This is a genomic window from Actinokineospora sp. NPDC051303 (assembly GCF_055586285.1).
Map to the genome: position 1 here is coordinate 14,694 of NZ_JBVJIN010000012.1, position 24,341 is coordinate 39,034.

The 24,341-nt window shown below is 70.7% G+C and carries 23 protein-coding genes and 2 pseudogenes; 9 read left to right on the forward strand and 16 right to left on the reverse strand.

The window, feature by feature from the left end:
* From ACZ6SD_RS11945 to clpS, 5 genes are all read right to left on the reverse strand, one after another.
* On the reverse strand, positions 1–279 hold the full coding sequence (locus tag ACZ6SD_RS11945; RefSeq protein WP_465316926.1) for a MoaD/ThiS family protein: 279 nt from the start codon (positions 277–279) through the stop codon (positions 1–3).
* A gap of 76 nt (positions 280–355) precedes the next feature.
* A complete protein-coding gene (locus ACZ6SD_RS11950) occupies positions 356–817 on the reverse strand; it encodes a M67 family metallopeptidase (protein ID WP_465316927.1) in 462 nt (153 codons plus the stop codon).
* A 55-nt stretch (positions 818–872) separates the two neighbouring features.
* Positions 873–1,835, reverse strand: a complete 963-nt coding sequence (locus tag ACZ6SD_RS11955; RefSeq protein WP_465316928.1) for a P1 family peptidase — start codon at positions 1,833–1,835, stop codon at positions 873–875.
* A 26-nt stretch (positions 1,836–1,861) separates the two neighbouring features.
* Positions 1,862–2,422 carry a DUF2017 domain-containing protein gene (locus ACZ6SD_RS11960; protein WP_465316929.1) on the reverse strand — a complete coding sequence of 187 codons (561 nt, stop codon included), beginning with the start codon at positions 2,420–2,422 and terminating at the stop codon, positions 1,862–1,864.
* A complete protein-coding gene (clpS, locus tag ACZ6SD_RS11965; protein ID WP_091455904.1) occupies positions 2,419–2,718 on the reverse strand; it encodes an ATP-dependent Clp protease adapter ClpS in 300 nt (99 codons plus the stop codon). The genes ACZ6SD_RS11960 and clpS overlap by 4 nt, the downstream gene beginning before the upstream one ends.
* Positions 2,719–2,836: 118 nt before the next feature.
* Here clpS and ACZ6SD_RS11970 point away from each other — a divergent pair, with 118 nt between their 5' ends.
* Positions 2,837–4,162, forward strand: coding sequence for a nicotinate phosphoribosyltransferase (locus ACZ6SD_RS11970; RefSeq protein ID WP_465316930.1), 1,326 nt, complete (start codon positions 2,837–2,839; stop codon positions 4,160–4,162).
* The gene (locus tag ACZ6SD_RS11975) at positions 4,159–4,734 is read left to right on the forward strand and encodes an isochorismatase family protein (protein ID WP_465316931.1); all 576 of its coding nucleotides are present in this window, start codon (positions 4,159–4,161) and stop codon (positions 4,732–4,734) included. Before ACZ6SD_RS11970 ends, ACZ6SD_RS11975 begins: the two co-directional genes overlap by 4 nt.
* Positions 4,735–4,736: 2 nt before the next feature.
* On the opposite strand, the pseudogene wecB reads toward ACZ6SD_RS11975, so the two are convergent.
* From wecB to ACZ6SD_RS11990, 3 genes and pseudogenes are all read right to left on the reverse strand, one after another.
* Positions 4,737–5,858: pseudogene (gene wecB / locus ACZ6SD_RS11980) on the reverse strand (non-hydrolyzing UDP-N-acetylglucosamine 2-epimerase); the annotation flags it as partial.
* 31 nt (positions 5,859–5,889) lie between these two features.
* Positions 5,890–6,054: an LPXTG cell wall anchor domain-containing protein gene (locus ACZ6SD_RS11985; protein ID WP_465316932.1), complete on the reverse strand. Its 165-nt coding sequence runs from the start codon at positions 6,052–6,054 to the stop codon at positions 5,890–5,892.
* A 1-nt stretch (position 6,055) separates the two neighbouring features.
* Positions 6,056–6,799: a choice-of-anchor P family protein gene (locus tag ACZ6SD_RS11990; protein ID WP_465316933.1), complete on the reverse strand. Its 744-nt coding sequence runs from the start codon at positions 6,797–6,799 to the stop codon at positions 6,056–6,058.
* 209 nt (positions 6,800–7,008) lie between these two features.
* Here ACZ6SD_RS11990 and xrtP point away from each other — a divergent pair, with 209 nt between their 5' ends.
* The 4 genes from xrtP (at position 7,009) to ACZ6SD_RS12010 (ending at position 11,599) form a co-directional block, all read left to right on the forward strand.
* Entirely contained in the window at positions 7,009–7,584 is a 576-nt protein-coding gene (gene xrtP, locus ACZ6SD_RS11995; protein ID WP_465316934.1) for an exosortase P, read from the forward strand.
* 222 nt (positions 7,585–7,806) lie between these two features.
* A complete protein-coding gene (locus tag ACZ6SD_RS12000) occupies positions 7,807–9,111 on the forward strand; it encodes a glycosyltransferase (RefSeq protein ID WP_465317041.1) in 1,305 nt (434 codons plus the stop codon).
* A gap of 89 nt (positions 9,112–9,200) precedes the next feature.
* Positions 9,201–11,243, forward strand: coding sequence for an ATP-dependent DNA helicase (locus tag ACZ6SD_RS12005; RefSeq protein ID WP_465316935.1), 2,043 nt, complete (start codon positions 9,201–9,203; stop codon positions 11,241–11,243).
* Between the two features lie 41 nt (positions 11,244–11,284).
* Entirely contained in the window at positions 11,285–11,599 is a 315-nt protein-coding gene (locus ACZ6SD_RS12010; protein ID WP_091455893.1) for a hypothetical protein, read from the forward strand.
* 257 nt (positions 11,600–11,856) lie between these two features.
* Here ACZ6SD_RS12010 and ACZ6SD_RS12015 read toward each other — a convergent pair whose 3' ends face one another.
* The 4 genes and pseudogenes from ACZ6SD_RS12015 to ACZ6SD_RS12030 form a co-directional block, all read right to left on the reverse strand.
* Positions 11,857–12,627: a peptidyl-tRNA hydrolase gene (locus tag ACZ6SD_RS12015; protein ID WP_465316936.1), complete on the reverse strand. Its 771-nt coding sequence runs from the start codon at positions 12,625–12,627 to the stop codon at positions 11,857–11,859.
* Positions 12,624–13,856 carry a phosphoserine phosphatase SerB gene (serB, locus tag ACZ6SD_RS12020; protein WP_465316937.1) on the reverse strand — a complete coding sequence of 411 codons (1,233 nt, stop codon included), beginning with the start codon at positions 13,854–13,856 and terminating at the stop codon, positions 12,624–12,626. Before serB ends, ACZ6SD_RS12015 begins: the two co-directional genes overlap by 4 nt.
* Positions 13,857–14,065: 209 nt before the next feature.
* Entirely contained in the window at positions 14,066–15,844 is a 1,779-nt protein-coding gene (gene ctaD / locus ACZ6SD_RS12025) for an aa3-type cytochrome oxidase subunit I (protein WP_465316938.1), read from the reverse strand.
* Positions 15,845–15,995: 151 nt separating this feature from the next.
* Positions 15,996–17,267 (reverse strand): annotated as a pseudogene (locus ACZ6SD_RS12030) (aldehyde dehydrogenase family protein); the annotation flags it as partial.
* Positions 17,268–17,286: 19 nt separating this feature from the next.
* Here ACZ6SD_RS12030 and ACZ6SD_RS12035 point away from each other — a divergent pair.
* Entirely contained in the window at positions 17,287–18,075 is a 789-nt protein-coding gene (locus ACZ6SD_RS12035) for a class I SAM-dependent methyltransferase (protein ID WP_465316939.1), read from the forward strand.
* A gap of 15 nt (positions 18,076–18,090) precedes the next feature.
* Here the strand turns inward: ACZ6SD_RS12035 and ACZ6SD_RS12040 are convergent, their stop codons facing one another.
* Entirely contained in the window at positions 18,091–18,732 is a 642-nt protein-coding gene (locus tag ACZ6SD_RS12040) for a M50 family metallopeptidase (RefSeq protein ID WP_465317042.1), read from the reverse strand.
* A 146-nt stretch (positions 18,733–18,878) separates the two neighbouring features.
* On the reverse strand, positions 18,879–20,003 hold the full coding sequence (locus ACZ6SD_RS12045; protein WP_465316940.1) for an FAD-dependent monooxygenase: 1,125 nt from the start codon (positions 20,001–20,003) through the stop codon (positions 18,879–18,881).
* Between the two features lie 59 nt (positions 20,004–20,062).
* Between ACZ6SD_RS12045 and ACZ6SD_RS12050 the strand changes: the two genes are divergently transcribed.
* Together ACZ6SD_RS12050 and ACZ6SD_RS12055 are read left to right on the forward strand one after the other, a co-directional pair.
* On the forward strand, positions 20,063–20,632 hold the full coding sequence (locus tag ACZ6SD_RS12050; RefSeq protein WP_465316941.1) for a TetR/AcrR family transcriptional regulator: 570 nt from the start codon (positions 20,063–20,065) through the stop codon (positions 20,630–20,632).
* Positions 20,633–21,046: 414 nt separating this feature from the next.
* Positions 21,047–21,250 carry a cold-shock protein gene (locus ACZ6SD_RS12055; protein WP_465316942.1) on the forward strand — a complete coding sequence of 68 codons (204 nt, stop codon included), beginning with the start codon at positions 21,047–21,049 and terminating at the stop codon, positions 21,248–21,250.
* 975 nt (positions 21,251–22,225) lie between these two features.
* On the opposite strand, the gene ACZ6SD_RS12060 is transcribed toward ACZ6SD_RS12055, so the two are convergent.
* Both ACZ6SD_RS12060 and ACZ6SD_RS12065 read right to left on the reverse strand, forming a co-directional pair.
* Entirely contained in the window at positions 22,226–22,840 is a 615-nt protein-coding gene (locus ACZ6SD_RS12060; RefSeq protein ID WP_465316943.1) for a LutC/YkgG family protein, read from the reverse strand.
* A complete protein-coding gene (locus ACZ6SD_RS12065) occupies positions 22,837–24,270 on the reverse strand; it encodes a LutB/LldF family L-lactate oxidation iron-sulfur protein (RefSeq protein WP_465316944.1) in 1,434 nt (477 codons plus the stop codon). The genes ACZ6SD_RS12060 and ACZ6SD_RS12065 overlap by 4 nt, the downstream gene beginning before the upstream one ends.
* Between the last annotated feature and the right edge of the window lie 71 nt (positions 24,271–24,341).

Genomic DNA, 24,341 nt, shown 5'->3' on the forward strand with positions numbered 1-24,341 from the left:
TTAGCGGGCGCCGCCTGCGACCGCGGGGAGGATGGTCACGTTGTCGCCGTCGGCGACCTTGGCGTCCAGGCCGCCCGCGAAGCGCACGTCCTCGTCGTTGACGTAGATGTTGACGAAGCGGTGCAGGGAGCCGTCCTTGACCAGGCGCGACTTGAGGCCGCCGTGGTTGGCCTCCAGGTCGTCGATGATCTCGGCGACGGTGCTGCCCGCGGCGGGGACGGTCTTCTCGCCACCGGTGTGGGTGCGCAGGATGGTCGGGATGGAGACGGTGACGGCCATGGTGAACCTCCGGGTGTGCCAGTTCTACAGGGGTTGACGTGCGCGGGGACGTCGCTATTCCGCCCCGCGCGGAAACTCACTGCTCGGGGACGTCGTCCGGGCCGGTGTGGGCGAACCGGTAGGACTCGACCACCTCGATGGGCTCCTCGGTGATGACGCCGTCGACAATCCCGAACGACCGGATCTCGTGCTTCTCGGGGTCGCGGGTGGACACCAGCACGTAGTGGGCGTTCGGCTCGGAGGCATAAGAGACGTCCGTGCGGGACGGGTACGCCTCGGTCGCGGTGTGCGAGTGGTAGATGACCACCGGCACCTCGTCGTTGGCGTCCATCTCGCGGTAGAGCTTGAGCAGGTCGGCTGAGTCGAACTCGTAGAACGTGGGCGAGCGCGCCGCGTTCAGCATGGGGATGAACCGCTCCGGGCGGTCGGATCCCTCGGGGCCCGCGATCACGCCGCACGCCTCGTCGGGGTGGTCACGGCGGGCGTGGGCCACCATCGCGTCCACGAGGTCCCGGCGGATCTTCAGCACGACACCCATCCTACTGGGTGGTTAGCGACCTCCCAGTAGGTGAGAGACCGCATGTGGGAGACCATTACGCCCAGAAGTCGCGATAGGCGCGCAGCCCGCCGACGGTGGTCGCGGCGAGCACGCCCCGGGCGACCGCGCGGGCGAAGACGTCCGCGGCAGCAGCGTAGAGGTCGTCCAGGTCGGCCGCGCCGGTGACCGGGTGGGCGCCGGTGGCCGCGGCGAAGACGGTGTCGCCGTCGAACAGGGAGTGCGCGGGCCGGACCGCGCGGGCCAAGCCGTCCTGGGCGGCCATGGCGAGGCGGCGGCACTCGGCCTTGTCCAGCGCGGCGTCCACGGCGACGACGCCGACGGTGGTGTTCAGGTCGGACTTGAGGGGGACGTCGAGGTCGGCGGCGTATCCGGCGGCGGGCGGGAACTCGTCGGCCAGGCCCAGGTCCGCGGCCCACAGCCCGCCGGTGGACAGGTCGACGGCTTCCCCACGCGCGTTGACCACGGCCAACGCGCCCAGGGTGACCGCCCCCACCCGGATGCTGGCGGTGCCGACCCCGCCCTTGAGCGATCCGGCGCGGGCGCCCGCCCCGGCCCCGACGCTGCCCTCGTCTACCGGCCCGTCGTTAGCGCTCTCGCAGGCGAGGTAGCCGAACTCCGCGTCCGGCCGGTTGCCCCAAGAGCTACGCGGTAAGTCGAAGATGACGGCGGCGGGCACGATCGGCACGACCTCGTGCGGCTCGTCGCCCACCCGGAAACCCCGGCCGCGCTCGCCCAGCCAGCGGGTGACCCCGTCGGCCGCCGCGAGCCCGTAAGCGCTGCCGCCGGACAGGCAGATGGCGTCTATTCTGCGCACGAGGTTCTCCGGGGCGAGCAGGTCGGTCTCCCGGGTGCCCGGCGCGCCGCCGCGGCCTTCGACGCCGCCTACCGTGCCCTCGGGAAGCAGCACGACGGTCGTCCCGGTGGCCCAGCCGTCGCCGAGACGGTGGTGGTGCCCGACCTGGACGCCCGCGACGTCGGTGATGGCGTTATGCGTCATCCGTGCGCGTCATTCCCGTGCGTCTCTTATTCCGCGGTAAGCGCTTGGACCATCGACTCTTGCACCCAGGTCAGCCAGTGGTAGACCGCCAGGTGGGGGCTGCGCGGGTCGTCTTCGGGCAGCTCGTCGGGCATGTCCTCGGTGACCTCGATGGCGGTGCCGAGCGCGAGCCGCACGTCGTTGAGCGCGGACAGCCACGCCTCGGCCTGCTCCAGCGACAGCCGGATGCCGCCGCCGTACATCGGGCAGGTCTCCATGACCACCGCGGCCACGCCGGTCTTGAGGTCGAGCAGGGTTGGCTCGTGCAGCGAGCGCAGCACCGCGGCCGAGTCGAGGTCGGCCTTGCTGGGGTTGTCGTCGTCGAGCCGGTGGAAGTCGGGCAGCAGGCGCGACAGGATCGGGTCGTCCGGCGAGGTCGACGGCCCCGTGCGGATGCCGGTCAGCTCGGCGAGCTCGTCCTGCGGAGCCTCCTCGATGCGGGCGCGCAGCATGTCATCGATCTGCGACACCAGCCCGCGTAAGACCGCCGCCTCCTGCCTATCGATGTCGGCGTAAACCTTGTCGCCCTTGCGCTTCCACGGTTTCACGAGGTGTGTTCCATCGTCGCCCAGAGGCCCGCCGCGTGCAGCTTCGCGACATCGGCCTCCACCTTCTCCTTGGAGCCCGACGACACGATGGCCTTGCCCTCGTGGTGGACGTCGAGCATGAGCTTGGTCGCCTTGTCGCGGCTGTACCCGAACAGCTTCTGGAAGACGTAGGTCACGTACGACATCAGGTTGACCGGGTCGTTCCAGACGACCGTCTGCCACGGTCTGTCCTCGGACACGATCTCGGCACCGGCAGGGGTGGCCTGCGTCTGCTCCATGTCGACGGCTGCGGTCATGTGTCAATGGTGGCATGACCGGATTCGACCGGTACGGCGGATCTTCATTCGTTCGGAGTACGACTTTCCCCGATCGCGCCGCCGAGTGCTCAACGGCCGCCGCTTAGGCTCACCGACCATGGCCGTGAACCTCCCCAGCGCCGCGCCGACGCCGAGCACCGCGCTGCTGACCGACCACTACGAACTGACGATGCTGGCAGCGGCCTTGTCCGACGGCACGGGCGAGCGCTCGTGCGTGTTCGAGACCTTCGCCAGGCGACTGCCCGACGGGCGGCGCTACGGGGTCGTCGGCGGGACCCAGCGGGTGCTCGACGCGATCGCGGAGTTCCGGTTCGGCGCCGCCGAGATCCACCACTTGCGCGACACCCAGGTGGTGGACGAGGCCACGCTGTCCTGGCTGGCCGACTACCGGTTCCAGGGCGACGTGGACGGCTACCCGGAAGGCGAGCTGTACTTCCCCGGGTCCCCGGTGCTCACCGTGCGCGGCACGTTCGCCGACGCGGTGGTCCTGGAGACCCTGGTGCTGTCGATCCTCAACCACGACAGCGCGATCGTCTCGGCGGGCGCGCGGATGGCGAGCGCGGCCAACGGCCGCCCGATCATCGAGATGGGCTCCCGCCGCACGCACGAGCGGGCCGCGGTCGCCTCGGCGCGGGCCGCGTACCTCGCCGGGTTCGCCACAACGTCCAATCTGGAGTCCGGCCGCGCGTTCTCGATCCCCACCGCGGGCACCTGCGCGCACGCGTTCACCCTGCTGCACGACAGCGAGCGGGCCGCGTTCGAGGCGCAGGTGGCCGCCCTCGGCCCGGAGACCACGCTGCTGGTGGACACCTACGACATCACCCACGGCATCGAGACCGCCATCGAGGTCGCGGGCACCGGGCTCGGCGCGATCCGCATCGACTCCGGCGACGTGGGCGTGCTCGCCCGCCAGGCCCGCGAGCAGCTCGACAAGCTCGGCGCGAAGGAGACCCGGATCGTGGTGTCCGGCGACCTCGACGAGTACGCCATCGCGGCGCTGCGGGCCGAGCCGGTCGACGCGTACGGGGTGGGGACGTCGCTGGTGACCGGCTCGGGCGCGCCCACCGCGGGCATGGTCTACAAGCTCGTGGAGGTCGACGGGCGCCCGGTGGCCAAGCGCAGCTCGCACAAGGAGTCTCGCGGCGGGCGGAAGCTGGCGCTGCGCAGGCACAAGCCGACCGGCACCGCTCTGGAAGAGGTGGTCTATCTCGCCGACGCGCCCGCCCCCGAACGCGGAGAGTGCGACCGGGATCTGCAAATCCCTCTTATGCGCGGCGGACAGCCATTGTCCGGTCTGCCGAACCTGGAGGACAGTAGGCAGCGGGTCCGTCAGGGCCTGGTAAGCCTGCCCTGGGAGGGCCTCAAGCTCTCCGCGGGAGAGCCTGCCATCCCGACCGTCTACCCGCACCAGGAGCAGGTATGAAAGACCGGACCGCATTGATCGTCGTGGACGTCCAGGTGGACTTCTGCGAGGGCGGCTCGTTGGCCGTCACCGGCGGCGCCAAGGTCGCCGCCGCGATCAGCGAGCACATGGCCACGACCCGGTACGACTACGTGGTCGCCACCCGCGACTTCCACATCGACCCCGGCCCGCACTTCAGCGACACGCCGAACTACGTCGACTCCTGGCCGGTGCACTGCGTGGTCGACACCGCGGGCGCGGCCTTCCACCCGGCGCTGGACGTGGCCCCGATCGACGTGGTGTTCTCCAAGGGCGCCTACACCGCAGCCTATTCCGGCTTCGAGGGCGTCGGCCCGCGCGGGGAGTCGCTGACCGACTGGCTGCGCGCCCACAAGGTCACCAAGGTCGACGTCGTGGGTGTCGCCACCGATCACTGCGTGCGGGCCACCGCGTTCGACGCCGCCGCGGCCGGGTTCGCCACGACCGTGCTGCTCGACCTGACCGCTGGCGTGTCCGCGCCCACGGTGGAGACCGCGCTGGCGCGGCTGCGCGCGGCCGAGGTCGCGCTGGTCGGCACGCCGAACGTGGGCTGACGCAGCAGCCGCTCCAGGGCCGCGCACACCCGCTGGGCAGCGCGGCCGTCGCCGAAGGGGTTGCGGTCGGCGGGCACCCGCATCCCCGAGGTGAGCACCCGCTCCGCGGCGTCGAGCAGGCGGGCGGCGTCGGTGCCCACCAGCCACGCGCAGCCCGCCCGCACCGCCTCCATCCGCTCGGTGGTCTCGCGGGCCACCAGCACCGGCACCCCGAAGCTGGGGGCTTCCTCCTGGATGCCGCCGGAGTCGGTGACGACCAGCGCGGCCCGGCGCAGCGCGCGCACCAGGTCGGAGTAGTCCAGCGGCTCGGTCACCGCGATCCTCTGGTGGCCGCCGAGCGCCCGGACGACCTGGCCCTGGACGTCCGGGTTCGGGTGCGCTGGCAGCACGACCAGCACGTCCGGGTACCGGTCGGCCAGGGCGCGGACGGCGCGCAGCACCTCGTCCAGCGGCGCGCCCCACGACTCCCTGCGGTGCACGGTGACCAGGACGAGCCTGCCGCCGCTCGCGTCGACTTTCCGTTCCGCCGCGGCCAACGCGGGGCTCACCGGCGGCAGTTCCGCCGCGGCGATGTGCAGCACCGCGTCCACGACGGTGTTGCCGGTGACCGCGATGGCCTCGTCCGGCACCGCCTCGGCCCGCAGCGCCGCCGCCGCCGCGGGCGTCGGAGCCAGGTGCAGGGCCGCCACCCGGGCGACCATCTGCCGGTTGCCCTCTTCCGGGAACGGGGCGGCCAGGTCGCCGGTGCGCAGCCCGGCCTCCAGGTGCGCCACCGGGATGCCGCGCCAGAACGCGGCGAGCGCGCCCGCGAGCGTTGTCGTGGTGTCGCCCTGTACGAGGACCACGCGGGGCTCCCGCCGGTCGAGGACGGCGTCGAGGGCGGGCAGCAAGGCGGACACGAACTCCGCCTGGCCGCCCGCGTGGCGGCGCACCGACAGCGTCTCCCGCGGCGCCAGCCCGAACGGGGCCAGCGCCTGCTCGACCATCCCCGGGTGCTGTCCGCTGTGGACGATCACCGGCCGCAGCGTGGGGTGCGCGGCGAGGGCGAGCGCGACCGGGGCCGCCTTGACGGCCTCCGGCCTGGTGCCCACCAGCAAGAGGACTTCGTGCGCCTTTCCCAACATAAGAGCCTTCCGTAGGTCCGCGTGCGTGGTTCTACTCGGCGCGCGGTAGTCCGCGCCTGCGCCTGCTCGCGTGCAGCAGCAGGACGCCCGCGATGAGCAGCGCGATGGCCAGCGCGGGCCACCACCCGAGGTCGGTGCCGGTCGCCGCGAGGCCAGCGCCGCCGCCGATCGCTCCCGCTGTGGGCTGTCGGTACATCTCAGACCTCCCGCAGCCGCTTGCCGACGACGACGCCCACGGGCACCGCGGCGAGCGCGAGCAGGCCGAGGCCGAGCCAGAGCCCCAGGCCGGTCGCCAGCGGGATCGGCGGGCAGGGCAGGCCGCAGGTGGCGCGGCCCAGGATGATGTCTCCCGAGCCGAGTTCTGGGGTGAGCCGCAGGTGGACGCCGTTGATGGTGAGGCTGCCGTCGGCGTTGTGAATCTGCTCGTTGAACACGATCGACACCAGCGACGCCGGGAGGGGGCCGGGCGGGGCGGCGAGCTTGGTGTTCGGCTTGGGGTTCGCCGCGACCGACACGCCGGGGAGCGCGACGTGCGTCAGGGACGTCGACCCCGCCGTGCCGGTCTGGGTGGCGTCGCAGACGACCTTGACCGCGCCGATCTTGCCGAGTTGGCCCAGGATGAGCCGGATGTCGGTCAGGCTCGCCTCGGCGTGCACCGCCCCGGTGGCGTCGTCGCGGGCGGCCCCGCTGCTTACCAGGCCGGTGGTAAGCACGTCGGGAGCCGTGATTGTCGCCTGGCGAGCGGTCACCGGGCCGTCCGCGGTGCTGGCGGCCAGCGGGCCGATGTCGAGCGAGGGTCCATGGTGGACTCGCACGCTGACGTCCGCCGCGTACGCCGACCCGTCTCCCGGCTCGGCCGACGCGGGCACGGCCCCGGTCACCATCGCGGCAGCCACCACGACGCCGCCGAGGCAGACCTGGCGCACCCATCGCTTACGCATAGATTCCTCCCAAGGAAAGAGCACGACCCGACCGCTGCCAGCTTGCGGGTCCGCACGCCGAACCGCCCCCGATGCGGGCGCTGACACGGAACTCATAACCGATCGTGTCGATTGGACAGTCGAAACCGGAGTAGCGCGGACCACCCGTGGCCGGGCGGCACGGCGAAGACCACCCCATTCAGCGATCGCGCGCTTTACCGGTCCGGCCGATGATCCTGCTGGACTGGTGGACCGAGGGAGGCACGGTGGTGTCAGCCGAATCGCCGCCCCGGACCACGGCGAGCACCCGGCTCCTGGTCGGCGCGCTCGCCGCGCTCGCCCTGGCGCTGCTGATCGGGAACCGGGTCTACCGGGCCGTGGAGATGTCCCTGGCCAGCGTGATCCTGCGGCTGACGACCTCGTCGGGAGTGCACCTGGCCGCCGAGCGCCAGGCCGTCTACTTCGGACTGGGGACCGACCACGCGTTCGGGCTGCGGATGAGCCCCGAGTGCACCTCGGCGTTCCTCATGCTGCCGATGCTCGTCGTCGGCGCCGTGATGATCGCGCTGCGCCCCCGGGTCAGCACGCGGGTGCTGACGGCCCTGGCGATCGCGGGCTTCGCCGTGATCGCGGTCAACCAGCTCCGCATCCTGACGCTGGTCGGCCTGGTGGGCTGGCTGGGCCCCGACCGCGGCTACTACTGGGGCCACACCCTGCTGGGGTCGATGGTCAGCGTGCTCGGCGGCGCGGCGGCGCTGGTGTCGTTCGTGTGGCTGTCCACCCGCGACCCCAAGGTGGTCCGGTGAGCGAGCTCGCGAGCGAACAAACGACACAGTGCGAGCTTGCGCGCGAGCAATCGACACCGTGCGTGGGCTCGCGGGGCTACCGAACTTGTGAGGTGGTCCGGTGAGCGAGCTTGCGCGCGAACAATTGACACAGTGCGTAGGCGCGCGGGGCCACCGAACTTGTGAGGTGGCCCGGTGAAGCTGCCGCTGCTGATGGGGTTCACCCAGGCGCTCGCGCTCACCATGAGCGTCGCCTTCCTGACCTACGTGTGCCTGATCGTGGTGCCCTACCTGCGCCGCCGCCGAGCCGAGCCGGGCGAGCCGGACCGGTACGACTGGCACTTCTTCGTGCCCTGCCGCGACGAGGAAGCCGTCATCGGCGGCACGATCGGCTACCTGCGCGAGCAGTTCCCGCGCGCGCACGTCTGGGTGATCGACGACGCGTCCGAGGACGGCACCGCCCGCGTCGTCGCGGGCCTGCGCGGCCCCCGCCACGGCGGCGACCGACGCCTGCACCTGGTCAGCCGCAGGCGGCCCGAGGCGCGCACCGGCAAGGGCGACGCGCTGAACTCGGCCTACCGCGCGCTGAAGGAGTGGCTGGGCGAGCACGCCGACGCCAGCCGGGTGGTCGTGGTCGTGGTCGACGCCGACGGCAGGCCCGCGCCGGACTGCCTGTCGGTCTGCGCCGCCGACCACCTCTTCGGCGATCCGCGCGTCGGCGCGGTGCAGATCGACGTGCGGATGATCAACCGGGGCGTCCCGCCGCCCGGGGTCGGCAGGCTGCGGCGCGCGTTCGGCTCGGCCATGGTCCGGATGCAGGACCTGGAGTTCCGCGGGGCCATCGCGGCCATCCAGCTCTCCCGCGGCCACACCGGGACGATCGCGATGGGCGGCAACGGGCAGTTCACCCGCCTGTCCGCGTTGGACTCCATCGCCGAGGCCCGCGGCCCGTGGCGCGGGGCGCTGCTGGAGGACTTCGAGCTTGGCGTCCACCTGCTCACCGCGGGCTGGAAGACCGGGTTCACCATGGACACCCACGTCGACCAGGAAGGGCTCTACAGCCTGCGGCGGTTCCTGGCCCAGCGCACCCGGTGGGGGCAGGGCACGATGCAGTGCGCCCGGTACCTCCGCCGCATCTGGGACTCCCGCTACCTGTCCACTCTTGGCGCCGCCGAGATGCTCTATTACCTGGCGCAGCCGTGGATGCAGCTACTCGGCACGGTGGTCTACCCACTGCCGTTCATCCTGCTGGCCTTCCGCACCGCGACCGAGCCCGGCGAGGTGTGCACCTGGTTCTTCGCCGACGGGGCCTGGGTCCTGTTCGCCGTGTACGGTTCGTTCGGTTTGCTCCCGTTCGTCATCTGGGGTCCGATCTACCGCGCCCGGTGCGAGCCCGCTACCGGCTTCTGGCGTGCGCTCGCCTACGGTTTCGCGTACGCGCTCTACATCTACACCTTCTACATAACCTCTTGGCGGGCCGCGATCCGGCTCATCCGCGGCCACAACGGGTGGACGAAGACCCAGAGAAACACCGAACCCGCCTTCTGAGCCCGCCCACCGTCCACCTGACAGCCGACACAGCCGACACGGCCGACCGCTGGGCCGGGCTGACGGACCCCACCGGTACCGTCTTCGCTGTGCCGGACACCCTGCCTTCGCTGCGCGATCTGCTCGCCACCGCGGTCGCCGCGGTGGGCGGGGCGGAGCGGCCGGGCCAGGTCGAGATGGCCGAAGCGGTGCACGACGCCATCCGCACCGGTGCCCACCTGGCCGTCCAGGCGGGCACCGGCACCGGGAAGTCGCTGGCCTATCTGGTCCCGGCGGTGCGGCACGCGGTCGAGAAGAACACGACGGTCGTCATCTCCACGGCCACGATCGCGCTGCAACGGCAGCTGGTCGACCGCGACCTGCCCCGGCTGGCGAAAGCGCTGGCCAAGTCGCTGCGCCGGACCCCGACCTTCGCCATCCTCAAGGGCAGGCGCAACTACCTGTGCCTGCACCGCCTCGACGGCGGCCCCCAGGAAGACCCCGACGACCAGGCGCTGTTCGACCCGTTCGCGGTGTCCCGGCTCGGCCGCGAGGTCACCCGCCTGCGCGAGTGGGCGAGCGACACCGAGGCGGGCGACCGCGACGAACTCGTGCCCGGCGTGTCCGACCAGGCGTGGCGGCAGGTGTCGGTGTCGGCCCGCGAGTGCCTGGGCGTCTCCCGCTGTCCGATCGGCACCGACTGCTTCGCCGAGCGCGCCCGGGCGGAGGCGGGCCGCGCGGACGTCGTGGTCACTAACCACGCGCTGCTGGCCATCGACGCCCTCGGCAGCGCCCAAGTGCTGCCCGAGCACGACGTGGTGATCATCGATGAGGCGCACGACCTGGTCGACCGGGTCACCTCCGCGGCGACCGACGAGCTTTCCGCGACCTCGGTGGCCATCGCGGCGCGCCGGGTGGGCCGGATCATCGAGGACGACATCGCCGACCGGCTCACCGAAGCGGGCGAGGGCCTGGCGATGGTGCTGGAGGACGTGCCCTCGGGCAGGCTCGACACCCTGCCCGAGCCGATCCGGATCACCCTGACCGCGATCCGCGACGCCGCCCACAACTGCGTCACCGTCCTCGGCCCCGAGCGCCAGGGCGACGTCGAGGCCGCGACCGCGCGCAAGCTGGCGATCTCGGTTCTCGAAGAGGTCCACGACACGGCGGTGCGCGTGCTGGAGTCGTTCGGGTCCGACGTCGCCGACCGCCGCGACGTCGTCTGGGTCACCGGCGACTACGGCTCCGGCACTCCGCGCCCGCCGACGCTGCGGGTCGCCCCGCTGGGCGTGGCCGGGCTGCTGCGCGAGCGCCTGTTCGGCGAGAACACGACGGTGCTGACGTCGGCGACGCTCACCCTGGGCGGCACGTTCGACGCCCTGGCCAAGCAGTGGGGCCTGCCCGGCAGCCAGCGCGCCGGGGTGAAGGCCGAAGGCGCGGCCACCGACAAGGAGGCGCCGTCGGACGACGACTCGATCCGGTGGCGCGGCCTCGACGTCGGCTCCCCGTTCGACCACGGCCGCGCGGGCATCCTCTACACCGCCCCCCACCTGCCGCCCCCCGGCCGAGACGGGCTGCCCTCGGCGTACCTGGACGAACTCCGCGAACTGGTCGAGGCCGCGGGCGGGCGGACGCTGGGCCTGTTCTCCTCGATGCGCGCGGCCAAACAGGCCACGGCGGCGCTGCGGGAGAAACTGGACCAGGAAATCCTCTGCCAGGGCGATGACTCGACGTCGCTGCTGGTCAAGAAGTTCGCCGAGAACCCGGCGACATGCCTGTTCGGCACCCTGTCGCTGTGGCAGGGAGTGGACGTGCCCGGCCCGGCGCTGTCCCTGGTGGTCATGGACCGCATCCCGTTCCCCCGCCCAGACGACCCGCTCGCCTCCGCCCGCCAACGCGCCGTCGAAGCCCGCGGCGGCAACGGCTTCCTCACCGTGGCCGCCACCCACGCGGCCCTGCTGCTCGCCCAAGGCGCGGGCAGACTCCTGCGGTCGACCAACGACCGCGGCGTCGTGGCCATCCTCGACCCCCGGCTGGCCACCGCCCGCTACGGCGGCTTCCTGCGCGCCTCACTGCCGCCCTTCTGGCCGACGACGGACCCCGAAGTGGTCCGCGCCGCCCTCCGCAGGCTCGACGCCGCCGCAACACCCTGAGCATCCCCGCAGTTGAACCCGGTTCCATCCACGGAGGTCGCGTGTCAGGCAATTCCGGCATCACAGTCGACGACGACGGCGTCCGGCGCCTGCTGGCCGACGGCAATGAGGAGACCGTGTCCTGGGCTGACCTGGCCGAGGTCGCCATCCGGACCACTCCGGAAGGGCCGTGGAAAGAGGATGTGTTCTTTCTGCTGATGAAGCAGGGGGGTGGGGGGTGTGCTGTTCCCGCCGGTGATCCGTCTGCCGATGAGCTGATGGCTCGGCTTCAGTCTCTGCCTAACTTTGACAATGACGCGTTTGTTGAGGCTATGACGACTACTGAGGATGGGCTCTTCGTCGTCTGGCAGCGGTGAGGTTTTCGGGGTTGGTTTCGTGGGTCTGCTCGATGGGGTGGAGTGGTTTCTCTGGGGCCCCTACGAAGGAAGATCGCCCGTGTGAAAGAGGGTGGGAAGCCTGCGGCCTCACACGCGCTGCCAGCTTAGCGATCTTCCTTCTCCCCCAGAGAAACCACTCCACCCCATCGAGCACCTGGCAGCGTTGGGTTTCCGCTGGTAGGGGGCTTGGGTTTGCTCGCTGTTCCCATCCCATCCCATTGCGTGGTGGGTGGGGTTCAGGGCCATTGGGCGAGGATGGTGACTGTTCCGGGGGCGACTTCGGTGAAACCCGCGTCTCGGACCGCGACCACTGTGTTGGTGCGCCAGGCTTGGTCGGGGTCTGTGCCGGGGTGTAGGTCTGCCCAGTGTCGTGCCGTGGGGGTGCGGACGGCGCAGCGGAAGTCTCGGGTGGACCAAGTCTTTAGGCGGTCGTGTTGGCCGGAGGCGTGTAAGAGGGCGGCTAGGAGCATGGTGGCGTGGCCTACCTGGGCCGCTGCCTTTCCCGCTGTCATGGGGACGTGGGGGTTGCACCAGAGGACTGGGGTGTCCGGGGGAACTGGGCCGGGGGTGTCGTCGGGGAGTTCGCTGCCGGAGATTTGTAGGCGGGAGACCTCGCGGGGGGCGGTGGCCACGCGGCCGGGGAGTAGGGCGCGGGCGGCGGCTCCGTTGACCTCGATGGTGACGCCGGGGAGGTTTTGGACCGCTGCCCAGTGGGCGCCTCGGGCCCGGCGGGAGACCTTGCGGATTCGGCCGCGTACCCAGGTGTCCACCTCCTCGTGCCATGGGCCGTCTGGTTCGGCTCTGGGGTCGAGGCAGACTGCGATCGCGGCTGCGGCGGCTGCTTCCAGCAGGGGGGTTCGGGCGGGGAGTGGGTCGCGGTCGATGCGGAGGATTACCGGCATGGCGCGGACGGTTTCCGGGGTTTCGCCCGCTGTGTCGTTGGTGGCTTCCGGGGGAAGGCTTAGCCAGGTGGCGTAGCGGGCGGCCAACGGGTCCAGGATGCTCACAGGCGTTCCAGGTCCATGCCGTCTGCCGCGTCGGCTGCTTCCACTTCGGCTCGGGTGACGCCGAGGACGAACAGGACTACGTCTAGGTAAGGGTGGGACAGGGCGGTGTCGGCTACCTCGCGGAGGGCGGGTTTGGCGTTGAAGGCTATGCCCAGGCCAGCGGTGGAGAGCATGTCGATGTCATTCGCGCCGTCGCCGACCGCTACGCACTGGGCCAAGGGGATTTCGTAGTCGTTGGCGAAGCGGCGGAGGGCGACGGCCTTGCCCTCGCGGTCAACGACGTCGCCGATGACGCGGCCGGTGAGGACGCCGTCGACCACTTCCAGGGTGTTCGCGGCGTGGAAGTCGAGGCCGAGGTCGTCCACCAGGCGGTCGATGACCGAGGTGAAGCCGCCGGAGACGACGCCGCAGCGAAAGCCCAGGCGCTTGAGGGTGCGAATGGTCGTGCGGGCGCCGGGGGTGAGTTCCAGCGCGTCGGCGACCTCGTCGAGCACCTTCGCGGGCAGGCCGGCGAGCTGCTTGACCCGGCGGTGCAGGGACTCGGTGAAGTCGATCTCGCCGCGCATGGCGGCTTCGGTGATCTCGCGGACCTGGTCCTCGCAGCCCGCCTTGGCCGCCAGCATCTCGATGACCTCGCCCTGGATCAGGGTGGAGTCGACGTCGAAGACGATGAGGCGCTTCGCCCGCCGGGACAGCGAGTCGCGCTCCACGGCGATATCGAGGCCCACCCTTACCGATAGCTCGGCAAGCGCGGACCGGAGGGCCGCGTCGGCGACGGGAGTGTCCTGCGGCACGGAAACCCGCAGCTCCAGGCCGGTCACCGGGTAATCGGCGACGCGGCGGATGGCGTCGATGTTCACCTCCAGCGCGGCCAGCCTGCGGGCGACCTCGCCGAACGCGCGGGCGGTGACCGGCCTGCCGAGCACCACGAGCACGTGCGACGAGCCGGTGCGGGTCTGCTGCGGGTCGACGCCCACCTCCACGTCCACCCGCATGGACACCGTCGCCATGGCCTGCTCGACGGTCTCCTGAAGTTCCTCGGCGTCGTGGTCGGTGGCGACCAGCGCCCCGAGCACAAGCTGCCCCCGGATGACGACCTGCTCGACATCGAGGATCTCGACGCCGTGCCGGGTCAGCACCGCGAACAGCACCGAGGACACCCCCGGCTTGTCGGGGCCGGTGACGGTGATCAGAACGGGCGTGTGCTGGGCGCCAGGTGTTGCGGACACGATCCGATGTCTCCCAGGACAGGGCAGACCCGTGACCGCGAGGTCCGAGGCTGCGTTGGGGTGGCAGGCGGTGAGCGTCCCCAAGTCGGCCTGGGGGACGTCAAGGGCGCAGCGTCGAGCCCGGACAGAGCACTGCGGGTGGTGCGAAGGCCGTCACCGGCCTCCGATCCACCCGCAGTCGCACTCGCGTTCACATACCGACCAATCGGTCAGTTGGGCAACTTGGGGTCGCCCTTGGAGATCTCGTCGGGGTTCATCTTCTCGGCGAGGATCTCCGACGGAGCGGGCGGCTGGCCGTGGTTGCCGCCCATCAGGCCGACGTACTTGTCCGCGTTGCTCTGCTCGACCATGTGCGGATAGTGCAGGTCGAAGGCAGGGCGCTCGGACCGGATGCGCGGCAGCTCGGTGAAGTTGTGCCGCGGCGGAGGCGAACTCGTCGCCCACTCCAGCGAGTTGCCGTAACCCCACGGGTCGTCGGCGGTGACGATCTCGCCGTAGCGGTAGCTCTTGAACACGTTCCAGATGAACGGCAGCGTCGACGCGCCCAGGATGTAGGCGCCGATCGTGGACACCATGTTCAGCTCGTTGAAGCCGTCGCTGGCCAGGTAGTCGGCGTAGCGGCGGGGCATGCCCTCGTTGCCCAGCCAGTGCTGGACGAGGAACGTGCCGTGGAAGCCGATGAACGTGGTCCAGAAGTGCAGCTTGCCCAGCGGCTCGTCGAGGAACCGGCCGGTGATCTTCGGGAACCAGAAGTAGATGCCCGCGAACGTGGCGAACACGATGGTGCCGTAGAGCACGTAGTGGAAGTGCGCGACGACGAAGTACGTGTCGGACACGTGGAAGTCGATCGCGGGCGCGGCCAGCAGCACGCCGGTCAGACCGCCGAAGAGGAACGTGACGAGGAAGCCGACGCTGAACAGCATCGGCGTCTCGAAGGTCAACTGCCCCTTCCACATGGTGCCGATCCAGTTGAAGAACTTCACACCGGTCGGGACCGCGATGAGGAAGGTCATGAAGGAGAAGAACGGCAGCAGCACCGCGCCGGTGGCGTACATGTGGTGCGCCCACACTGTCACCGACAGCGCGGCGATGCCCAGAGTCGCGTAGATCAGGCCGCGGTAGCCGAACAGCGGTTTGCGGCTGAACACCGGGAAGATCTCGGACACGATGCCGAAGAACGGCAGCGCGACGATGTAGACCTCGGGGTGTCCGAAGAACCAGAACAGGTGCTGCCAGAGGATCACGCCGCCGTTGGCCGGGTCGAACACGTGCGCCCCGAGCTGGCGGTCGGCGAGCAGGCCGAGCAGCGCCGCGGTGAGGATCGGGAACGCGAGCAGCACCAGCAGGCTGGTGATGAGGATGTTCCAGGTGAAGATCGGCATCCGGAACATCGTCATGCCGGGCGCGCGCAGGCAGACGATCGTGGTGAGCATGTTGACCGCGCCGAGGATGGTGCCGAGACCGCCGACGACCAGGCCGGTGATCCACAGGTCGGCGCCGACGCCCGGGGAGTGGATCTTGTCCGACAGCGGGGTGTAGGCGAACCAGCCGAAGTCGGCCGCGCCGCCCGGGGTGAGGAAGCCGGTCATCACGATGATGCCGCCGAACAGGTACAGCCAGTACGAGAAGGCGTTGAGGCGCGGGAACGCCACGTCCGGCGAGCCGATCTGCAGCGGCAGGACGAAGTTCGCGAAGCCGAACAGGATCGGCGTCGCGTACAGCAGCAGCATGATCGTGCCGTGCATCGTGAAGAGCTGGTTGTACTGCTCCTGCGACAGGAACTGCTGTCCGGGGACGGCCAGCTCGCTGCGAATCAGCATGGCCATCGCGCCGCCGACCATGAAGAAGGCGAACGACGTGACCAGGTACATGATGCCGATTTGCTTGTGGTCCGTCGTGCGGAACAGCCGCAGCAGGTACGAACCCTTGGCCGTCTCGCGGGCCGGATACGGCCGCGTGGCGATCGGCTGCGGGGCTACTGCCGTCACTCCTGCCTCCTGCACTCCGTCGTGGTGGGATGACTCGGGTCGAACGTGAGCCGGCTGCCCGACTCACGGGGGATCGTAGCCCGCCCAAACCGGCGTGGCGCGGGTGGGCGGGGTGTGCTGTGGATAACTCGCTCGGTGACGGTCGCGCAGGTCACACCGGCAGCACCGCGTATTGACGAAGGCGCAAATCCGTGAATGTGACCGGGCCGCGGGGACCGGGCACGCGGTCGATGTTGATGCCCGTCTCAGGCACTCCGAGCAGCTTGAACCCGTCCAGCAGGCGGGTCGGAGCGTTCCAGAACACGCCGGTGCCGGTGTAGGCGGAGATGAATTCGTCCGCGGCGGCTTTGTCCTCGGTGACAATTCCGGCGGCGAGTCCGGAGGTGTCCTTGTTCGCAATGCGCGCGGCGTGCCGCAAATCGTCGACCGGCGCGATGGTGACGGTCGACTCGCGCTCGGCGTCGAGCGCCCACTCGTAGCCGATGGGGTGCTCGTGCGGGGGCAGCGAGGCGCGCACGCCGACCGCGTCGAGGGCCGCCTGGACCCCGGGCAGCGCGGTGTCGTAGACGTCACGGTGGATGAGCAGGAGGTTGAGCCGGTTGCACACGCCGAGCCGGTCGAGGCTGCGGCGGATGAGGTCGGCGGCGAACCCGGGGTCGGCCTTGGCGTCGTAGTACAGCACTCCCCCGCCGTCGGCGTGCGCGAGCGTGCGGACCCCCACGGCGGCGGCGCGGCGGCCCAACTCGCGGGTGCTCTCGCCGCTGCCGCGCAGGATGACCAGCGGCACCAGGTCGGGCAGCTCCACCAGCGCCCCTGCGGCGGCGCGGTCGGCGCTGGGGACGAGTTGGACGGCGTCGGGGTCGAGGTCGGCGTCGGACAGCGCGGGGGCGACGACGTGGCGCAGCAGGGCGGTGGCCGAGCGCAGGGCCGCCGAACCGGTGCGCAGGACGCCCGCGTTGCGCGACTTGACCAGCTGAGAGGCCACGTCGACGGTCACGTTCGGGCGGGCCTCGTAGTTGGCGCCGATGACGCCGACCGGCCTGCTCAGCTCCACCAGCCGCAGGCCGCCGTCGAGGATGCCGATCTCGCTGGACCGGGCCGGGTGCGCGACCGAGGCGAGCAGCCGAAGCTGCTCAGCCATGCCCTCCAGACGCTCCTCGGTGATGCGCAGCCGGTCGAGCAGGCCGCTGCTCATCCCGGACTCCTCGGCCGCGGCGATGTCCTCGGCGTTGGCGGCGAGGATCTTCGCGCGCGACGAGGACAGCCGGGCGGCCATCTCGGCGATGGCGTTGTCGATGGTCTCGTCGGAGGCGCCCGCCAGCGACGGCGCGGCGGCGGACGCCTTGGCCGCGCACGCGGCGACGAGGTCGCCGATCTCGCTGGGGGTCTGCTCGTCGGACACGGTTGTTCCCTTCGTCCTGCCTGGTCGCCAGGAGCAAAGTGTGCCTCATCGACGTCTGTGGTCGGATGGCGGCGTGATCCCGCAGCACGCCCTGCTCGACCTGCTGGCCGAGCCACCCGCCACCCCGGACACCACGCACGGCTACCTGGACCTCTTAGGAGAGGCCGACCAGGCGGGACCGCCCACCGGTCTCGCGCAGCGGCTAATGCGCACCGGTCTTGTCCCGACTGTCTACGAGCGGTGGTGGCGGCCCACTCTGGGGCGGATCGCCAAGGGGCTGACCGGGCCGAGCATGGCGGACGAGCGCGCCTTGGCCGTGCGGCTGCTCGGGTTGGCGCCCGGTAGCACTGTCCTCGACGTCGCGTGCGGAACCGGTGGCTTCACCCGGCACTTCGGTAGCGTGGTCGGCCCGGACGGCCTCGCGGTGGGACTCGACGCGTCCGTGCCGATGCTCGCCCAAGCCGTGGCCGCGACACCGCCGACCGCCCCGGTGGCCTACCTGCGCGCCGACGCCGTCCGACCGCCCCTGCGCGAGGCGTCGGTGGACGCGGTGTGCTGCTTCGCGGCGCTGCACATGTTCGCCGAGCCCGCGGTGGCGCTGTCGTCGTTCGCTCGGATACTGCGCCCCGGCGGGCGCGTGGCCCTGCTGACCACGGCCCGACACCCCTGGCAGCCCGCCCGCGCGGCGGACACCGCGCTGGGCGCGCTGTCCGGCCAGCGGATGTTCGACCGGGACGAGATCGCGAACCTGCTCACCGAACGCGGCTTCACGGACGTCGAGACCCGGTTCGCGGGGGTGACGCAGTTCGTGGGCGCCACCTTGGCCTGAATAAGAGGCCGGTGGTCAGAGCAAGAGCCAGCTACACGCGAGGACAAGAGCACCCAGGTTAATCAGCGCGAACGAGCCCACCCAGAAGAAGCCGGGCGCCCCGGTGAGACGGGCCAGTTGGTCGGCGTCGGAGTCACGGGCGTGGCCGCGCCTGCGCTTGGCCTGCAACTCCCCGACCGGCCGGACGCCGCCGAGCAGCAGGAACCAGGCGATCAGGTAGGCGAACGCGGCCTGGACCTCGTCGGTGGCGAACCACGACACGGCGAACAGCACCGCGCCGGTGGCCACGATCGACAACACCCCGTAGGCGTTGCGGATCATGACCAGGACCGCGAACAGCAGCAGCGCGCAAATCACCAGCACCGCCGAGACCCGGTCCGCGCCCAGCAGGGCGGCGAAGGCGAGCCCGAGCAGCGACGGCGCGATATAGCCCGCGAGCGCGGTGCACACCATCCCCGGCCCCTCCGGCTTGCCGCGCGAGACGGTGACCCCGGAGGTGTCCGAGTGCAGGCGGATGCCGGACAGCCGCCTACCCGCGAGCACGGCGACCAGGGCGTGCCCGGCCTCGTGCACGATGGTGATCACATTGCGGGCGGGCCTCCACAGAACGTTCACGGTGACCACGACGACCGCGAACGCGGCGGTGACCAGGACCATCGTCGCGGGCGGCTGCCACTGGTCGCCAAAGATCTGCTGCCACAGGTCGGGTTGGGAGAGACGCACACCGCGAGTTTCCCCTAAGCGCGGAGTCGAAGTGCGGGCACTTCGAAAAAGGGCCTAGTGCCGGTACTTCGATACAGGCCCTAGTCCGGCGGGCGCCAGTCGAGCAAGGACGCGGTTGACCGGCGGAGCATCACGTCCGGCAGGAGACGCAGAGCGGTGTTCCGCAGCGCGGCGGCGGGCCGGTTGGCCACGTGGACGAGTTTTCCGGCCATTCGGGAGCGGGCCGAGACCCACTGGCTGCGTGGCCTGCGCAGCGCGTCGTACTCGCGCAGCCCGTCGTCGCTGTCGGCCAGGGCGGCGAGGGTGACCGCGTCCTCCAGCGCCTGGCAGGCGCCCTGCCCGAGGCTGGGCGGCATGGCGTGGGCCGCGTCGCCGACCAAGGCCACCGGGCCGTGGACGTAGGCGGGCAACGGCGGCAGATAGTACAGGTCATGGCGCAACACGGCGTCTTCCGCGACGGCGGCAAGCAACGTCGGGATCGGCTCCGGCCAGCCCGCGAACCGGCGGCGCAACTCGGCCCGCTCGCTGTCCGCGCGGCTGTTCGCGGGCATCAACGCCGCCGCGTAGCAGTAAATCTGGTCCGCGCCCATCGGGAACGCGCCGAAGATGTTGCCGTCACCCCAGGTCTCGCTGCCGTCGAACGGCTCGATCCCGGCGGCTGGAAGCACCATCCGCCACGCGGTGTAGCCGGTGTAGACGGGATCGGGCGCGTCCGGCCAGAACGCGCGCCGGACGGCGCTGCGCAGGCCGTCCGCGCCGATGAGGAGATCCACGGTGTCGTCGGTGTCGTCGCCACCCCCACCGACTCCGCCGATCACGGCCCGGCCGCCCTCGACGCGGAAGTCCTGCCGCCGCTCACCGGGACGCAGAGCCTCGGCGGGCACGGCGTCGAGCAGGATGCGCAGCAGGTCGGCGCGATGCACCATCACCAGGTCGTCGGGAACGCCGGAGCCGCGCAAGATCCAGTGGCCGCGCCGGTTCCGGAAGCCGCCCTGCCCCGGACGCGCGCCAGCGGCCCGCACCGCGTCCCCGACACCCAGCGCGTCCAACGCTCGCAGCGCGTTGCCCCAGATCGAGATTCCGGCTCCCACCTCGCCGAACGCCGCCGCCTGCTCGTGCACCCGCACCGCCCAGCCCCGGCGCGCGAGCCCCGCCGCGACCGCGAGCCCGCCGATGCCACCGCCGATTACCGCCGCTGTCCGCATAGCGCCCTCCTCTACATCCGTAGAGCCACTCTACGCTTGTAGAGAGCCAGGAGGAACCCGTGACAGACCGACGCGACCAGATAACCGACGCCGCGATAGCCACCCTCGCCCGCGACGGCCTACGCGGGCTCACCCACCGCGCTGTCGACCGCGCGGCAGGGCTGTCGGAGGGTTCGAGTTCGTACTACTTCCGCACTCGGCAAGCCCTACTGGCGGCGACGGTGAACCGGCTGGCCGAGCTGGACACAGCGGACCTGGCCCCGATCACGCCGGTACCCGATCGGGTGGACGCGGCCCAGTTGGCGGCGATCATCGCGACGATGGTCGACCGCGCGGCGACGGTGAACCGGCACCGCATGGTGGCCCGGTACGAGCTGTCCCTGGAAGCTACCCGCCGCCCGGAACTGCGCGCCGCGCTGGTCGCGGTCGGCGAGCGCTACCGCGAACTGGCGGCGGCCCTGCTGTCGGCGGCGGGCGCGACCGCGCCGGAGCGCCAGGGCCGCGCCCTGGTGGCCTTCCTCGACGGCGCGATCTTCGACCGGATCGCGGGCGCGGGCCGAGTCGCCCTGACCGGCGAGCAGACACGGGAGTCGTTCGCCGAACTGCTCTCCGCCATGCTCGCGGAGTAGGAGTGCCCCCGTTTACCGCGTCATATCCCGTTTTTCCGGTTCGTGAGGGCGTTGGAGCGTTGCGGGCGGAAGTCGATGATGTGACAGCCGCCAGGCACATCGGCCCTTGACGTCGAATCACCCGCAGCCTCGCTCGTCCAGCCTGGGTGACCCGCGGCCCAGTGCGGCCGAATGCCACGGCGCCGCTGCCGCCGTTCGGGTCTGTGACCGTTGGGGGTGCTGGATTCCCGGGGTGCCCACCTCCGCGTGAAGGTGGTCGCGGAACCTCGCCCCAGACCCGGTGTTGTGGTTGACTGACAGTGGTCGTTCGCTTCGCCACCGTGTTCGCGCGGTGGCGGTTTCGGCCCTCCACCACCGGTGGTGACCGGTGTCCGCAGCAGCGGTCACCGCAAGCAGGACGTCTAGGAGATAAGCATGGCCCAGGGCACCGTCAAATGGTTCAACTCGGAGAAGGGCTTCGGGTTCATCGCCCCCGATGACGGCAGCTCCGACGTGTTCGTGCACTACTCGGAGATCCAGTCGAACGGCTTCCGGACTCTGGAGGAAAACCAGAAGGTGCGCTACGAGGTCGGCCAGGGCACCAAGGGCCCGCAGGCCACCGGTGTGACCGTAATCTAAAGTTCGCCCCTGTCTTCGCCGAACGGGCCTCGTTCCACCCGGAGCGGGGCCCGTTCCGCGCACCAGCGCGAAGTGCCGCAAGGGAAGCAGGCCACCCGCGCTCAACCGCGCCCCTGCTGACAGGTATGCCCCGCACCCTCACCGGCGTCACCTCCGTGGCACCCGAGGCCGCCCACCCACACTGCCTCCCAGCGCGTGATGCCCTTGGCATGCCAAGGTTCCTAGGCCACCACAAGGAATCCGCGCGCTCGGAATCCGTGGCTCTGCCCCGCCACGGGCCGACATGGATGACTGCGCCACGCGGCCTCTCAAGCCCGCGATTCCCACACCCAGCGGCCTCATGCGCCCGCAGTCCTGGTGCGCCTCCCTGCACGCGAGGGCGTTTAACGGGACGCTTCACCGCAGCCTCCCGCACTCGGCGACGCGTACCCAGTTGGCTTCACCGCACCCTGGCAATGCCGATCAAGTCAGCTTCACCACACCCTTTCCACACCCGGCAACACTGATCGGGACAGCTCTGCCGCAACCACCCCACCCAGCAACACCAATCGAAACAGCGTCACCACCTTCCGCCACCCCGCAACGCCAACCAAGGCAGCACTGCCACAACCTTCCCGACCGGGCAACACCAATCGGGACAGCTCCGCCACAACCACCCGTATCGGCATCCCCAACCCGAGGCGGCTCCACCGCAATTGCCCCGCCCAGCAACATCGTTCGGAGCAGCGTCACCGCACCGTCTCCGCACCCGGCAACGCCAACCAGGGCAGCTCCATCACAACCTCCCGCACCCGCGACACCGATCGGGACAGCTCCGCAGGGACGTCCTGCGCCCGGTAACGGCAAACCGAGACGGCTTCGCGCTGGTCACCCTGTGGCAGGGGTTTCACGAGGCTGGGCTTGCGGTTTCTTCTAACTCTTTGTCTTCTGGTGTGCGTTTCTCCTGGGTTGGCGCCAAGCGCGGCGGGGCGCTGGTTATTCGGCGATGAGGATCACGAGGTTTCTTGGACCATGCACCCCCTCCACCCGATGCAGTTCGATGTCGCTGGTCGCCGACGGGCCGCTGATCCAGGTCAGCGGCCGGGCACCGTCGATGGCTTCGACGGCTTGGGGCACTGTGCCGACGATCTGGGTCGCGCGGACCACGCACAGGTGGATGTCCGGGACGAGGGTGAGCGCCCGCCGTCCCTGGGTCGGGCCCGCGTCGAGGATGACGGTGCCCGTTTCCGCGATGGCGACGGCGCATCCGGTGAGCACGGCGTCCACGCTGTCGAGATCGGTCACCGACAGCGGTGGGTCGTCACGCCGGATTCCTCCGTCCACTTCGGACACCCAGGCTGGTGGGAGGTCCGCTGGGGCCGCGACGGTGCGTGCCTTCGCGGTGCGTAACGCGTCGGAGATCGCCGTGGGAAGTTCGGCTTCCGCGACCCTGCGCACGACCGCGCGGTAGTCCGCAGCGCGCTCTTGGAACAGGGCCACCACATCGGCGTCGCCCGCGGTTCGTTGATAATCCCGGGGAACGGCAACGGGTTCCCGGGTTTCGCCCAGAGCGGTGCGGATGCGGGCGAGGATCTCGGCTCGGGCGTTCATCGGCTTTCCCCTCGGTTCAGCCACCACTCGCGGAAAGTCTCCTCGGCGGGCATCGGAGTGTCGCGGGCGTCCGACCACCCGGCGAGCGGCCCCGGCAGCCTGCCAATGCGCCCCTTCCGCGCGAGAACGCGTCCGCCCAGGGCGGCAAGCCGTTGGGCGGCGGCGAATCTGCCCGCGCGGGCGAACACCCATGCGGCCAACCCCATGCCGAGACGTTCCGCGGAAGGCTTGCCACGGTTGGCATCCACGACTTGGCCGCGCAGATGCGTGAGCGCCTTCGGAATGTCGATCAGCACCGGGCAGACCTCGTAGCACGCGCCGCACAATGTCGACGCGTACGGCAGGCTCGCGGAAACCGGATCCGCGTCGACCCCACGCAACTGCGGCGTCAAGATCGCGCCGATCGGCCCCGGATACACCGACCCGTACGCGTGCCCGCCTGTGCGCTCGTAGACCGGACAGACATTGAGGCAAGCTGAGCAACGGATGCAGCGCAACGCGTCCCGCCCGATCTCGTCGGCGAGCGCGGCAGTGCGCCCGTTGTCCAACAGCACCAGGTGGAACTCGCGGGGACCATCGCCGGGGGTGACGCCGCGCCAGGTGGAGGTGTAGGGGTTCATCCGCTCACCGGTGGACGAGCGCGGCAGCAGTTGCAGCATCACCTCCAGATCAGCCCAGGTCGGCACCACTTTCTCGATGCCGACCACGCTGATCAGGACCTCGGGCAGGGTCAGGCACATCCGACCGTTGCCCTCGGACTCGACCACCACGAGCGACCCGGTCTCGGCGACGGCGAAGTTGGCCCCGGACACCGCCACCTTGGCGGAGAGGAACTTGCGGCGCAGGTGTTCCCGAGCCGCGGCGGCCAGGGCTACCGGATCGTCGGTCAGGTCCGCGGGCGCTCCGGGCATCTCGCGACGGAACACATCGCGAATCTGCGACCGGTTGCGGTGGATCGCGGGGACCAGGATGTGTGAGGGCCGGTCGTGTCCCAGTTGGACGATCAGCTCGGCGAGATCGGTCTCGTGGGCGGTGATCCCGGCCTCGGCCAACGCCTCGTTCATCTCGATCTCCTGGGTGGCCATCGACTTGACCTTGACCACCTCGTCGGCCCCGGCCGCCCGCACCAACTCGATCACGACCCGGTTGGCCTCGGCGGCGTCGCGGGCCCAGTGCACCACTCCCCCGGCCTCGGTCACCCGCTTTTCCAGCCGCACAAGGTAGGTGTCCAAATCGCGCAGTGTCCGGTCTTTGATCGCGCGACCCGCCAGCCGCAACTGTTCCCAGTCCGCCCGCTCGCCGACGACCGCGGCCCGCTTCGCCCGGATCGTGCCCGTCGCGGCGCGGAGGTTCGCCCGGAGTTGCCCGTCCGCCAACGCTTCCCGAGCGGCTTCGGGGAACGCGGGCATGCCCATCCACACCCCGCTCACCGGGCCACCTCACCAATTCGGTCCCCCCGCAGGCCAACGCACCGCGTCAACGACTCACTCGCAAGCTCGCT

Bases quoted from the DNA above. Each gene is read 5' to 3' on its own strand.
- ACZ6SD_RS12040 (WP_465317042.1), bottom strand. From the start codon at position 18,732: ATGGTCCTGGTCACCGCCGCGTTCGCGGTCGTCGTGGTCACCGTGAAC.
- ACZ6SD_RS11975 (WP_465316931.1), top strand. From the start codon at position 4,159: ATGAAAGACCGGACCGCATTGATCGTCGTGGACGTCCAGGTGGACTTC.
- xrtP (WP_465316934.1), top strand. From the start codon at position 7,009: ATGATCCTGCTGGACTGGTGGACCGAGGGAGGCACGGTGGTGTCAGCC.
- ACZ6SD_RS11990 (WP_465316933.1), bottom strand. From the start codon at position 6,799: ATGCGTAAGCGATGGGTGCGCCAGGTCTGCCTCGGCGGCGTCGTGGTG.
- ACZ6SD_RS11955 (WP_465316928.1), bottom strand. From the start codon at position 1,835: ATGACGCATAACGCCATCACCGACGTCGCGGGCGTCCAGGTCGGGCAC.
- ACZ6SD_RS12000 (WP_465317041.1), top strand. From the start codon at position 7,807: ATGAGCGTCGCCTTCCTGACCTACGTGTGCCTGATCGTGGTGCCCTAC.
- ACZ6SD_RS11945 (WP_465316926.1), bottom strand. From the start codon at position 279: ATGGCCGTCACCGTCTCCATCCCGACCATCCTGCGCACCCACACCGGT.
- ACZ6SD_RS11970 (WP_465316930.1), top strand. From the start codon at position 2,837: ATGGCCGTGAACCTCCCCAGCGCCGCGCCGACGCCGAGCACCGCGCTG.
- ACZ6SD_RS11985 (WP_465316932.1), bottom strand. From the start codon at position 6,054: ATGTACCGACAGCCCACAGCGGGAGCGATCGGCGGCGGCGCTGGCCTC.
- ACZ6SD_RS11950 (WP_465316927.1), bottom strand. From the start codon at position 817: ATGGGTGTCGTGCTGAAGATCCGCCGGGACCTCGTGGACGCGATGGTG.
- ACZ6SD_RS12045 (WP_465316940.1), bottom strand. From the start codon at position 20,003: ATGCGGACAGCGGCGGTAATCGGCGGTGGCATCGGCGGGCTCGCGGTC.
- ACZ6SD_RS12055 (WP_465316942.1), top strand. From the start codon at position 21,047: ATGGCCCAGGGCACCGTCAAATGGTTCAACTCGGAGAAGGGCTTCGGG.
- ACZ6SD_RS12060 (WP_465316943.1), bottom strand. From the start codon at position 22,840: ATGAACGCCCGAGCCGAGATCCTCGCCCGCATCCGCACCGCTCTGGGC.
- clpS (WP_091455904.1), bottom strand. From the start codon at position 2,718: ATGACCGCAGCCGTCGACATGGAGCAGACGCAGGCCACCCCTGCCGGT.